Annotated in this window: 1 pseudogene; it reads right to left on the reverse strand. The window is 65.1% G+C overall.

Annotated elements, in window-relative coordinates:
• Nucleotides 1-32: 32 nt before the first annotated feature.
• Nucleotides 33-1,027, reverse strand: a pseudogene (locus CEY15_RS17810) (IS1380 family transposase); the annotation flags it as partial.
• Nucleotides 1,028-1,143 lie beyond the last annotated feature (116 nt).

Here is a 1,143-nt window from a genome sequence, read left to right on the forward strand (position 1 = left end):
CCAAAACTCACACAATTATCTTGACAGGCTCACCCGTCGATCTCTTCGAACATCGACAACTGAGCACCCGGGTGGGGCCGTTCGCGGCGGACGATGACTCGTATTCCGTCTGGCCACTTGACGAGCATCCTGGGGCTGAGAAAGCCGGTCAGTTCGGCAACCTCGGCCCCGTCTCGGATGTCGCCGGAGGATTCAATGCGGGCCCCCACGCAGCCTCTGGGTAGATCGCGATGGCCCGGCGTAGCGGGGCGGTGACCTGGAACCCGACCGAGTACTCCACCCGTCGACCGCGGATGCCGTTCTGTTCGGTGATCCAATCCAGAAGGTCATGGGAGGCGCCTGCACCGTCGGATCGAATCAGCAGGTCACGGCGGTGAGCGGCGGGGATCTGCGCGATCGCCTGGCCCAGGACGTCGATGTGGTCAGCCGCGGTGTTGGACCCGGCGTTGCCCGGGCGCAGGCTCGCGGCGAGGAACTCCTCTGTGTTGTCGCACCACACACCGATCGGGTGGTACCCGAACGTGCGCTTGTACGTCGGTGCGGCGTTCTCTTTTTCGCTGTGGGTGACCACGATCGTGGCGTCCACATCGAGCACGATTGTCGATCCCAGATCCCGCCCCGCACACGCCGATGCGGGCACCCCGCCGGGCAGGCGGGACCACACGTGACGGCGGGTGCGGGCACGCGCTACCTGGATCTTCTTGCGCTTGCCGGCAGTGATCTCATCGAGTGTGCGCCACACCGTCGGGGCCGAGGCCACCGGGCCCAGGGCCTCGGATTGGTGGCGCAGGACGCCGATGTCGGAGATGGACTCGCCGCCATCGGCGAGCATCACCGCGACGTCGATCAGCACCCGGCCGCGGTCGTGGATCGGGATGAACCGGCGGCGGGCCATGGCCCCTGACAATTCAGTTGTCAGCCCCACCTGATCAGCCAGAAGGCGAGGCGCGATGGCCCCGGCGTGGGAGATCACCCCGACACCATCAGCAGTAACGGACAGACCGGCCGACCACGAAGTACGCTTCACCTACCGAGTGCTTTCTGCTGGAGAACATGGAACCTTAGACAAGTCCCAGTTTCCCCTGCTCAGGAAGCACTTCGGTCCATTTTCACCCAGCGATCCGCAGATCCCCGTGAATCACC

It is taken from the genome of Dietzia natronolimnaea (assembly GCF_002289575.1).
In the GTDB taxonomy this organism is placed as follows: domain Bacteria; phylum Actinomycetota; class Actinomycetes; order Mycobacteriales; family Mycobacteriaceae; genus Dietzia; species Dietzia natronolimnaea_A.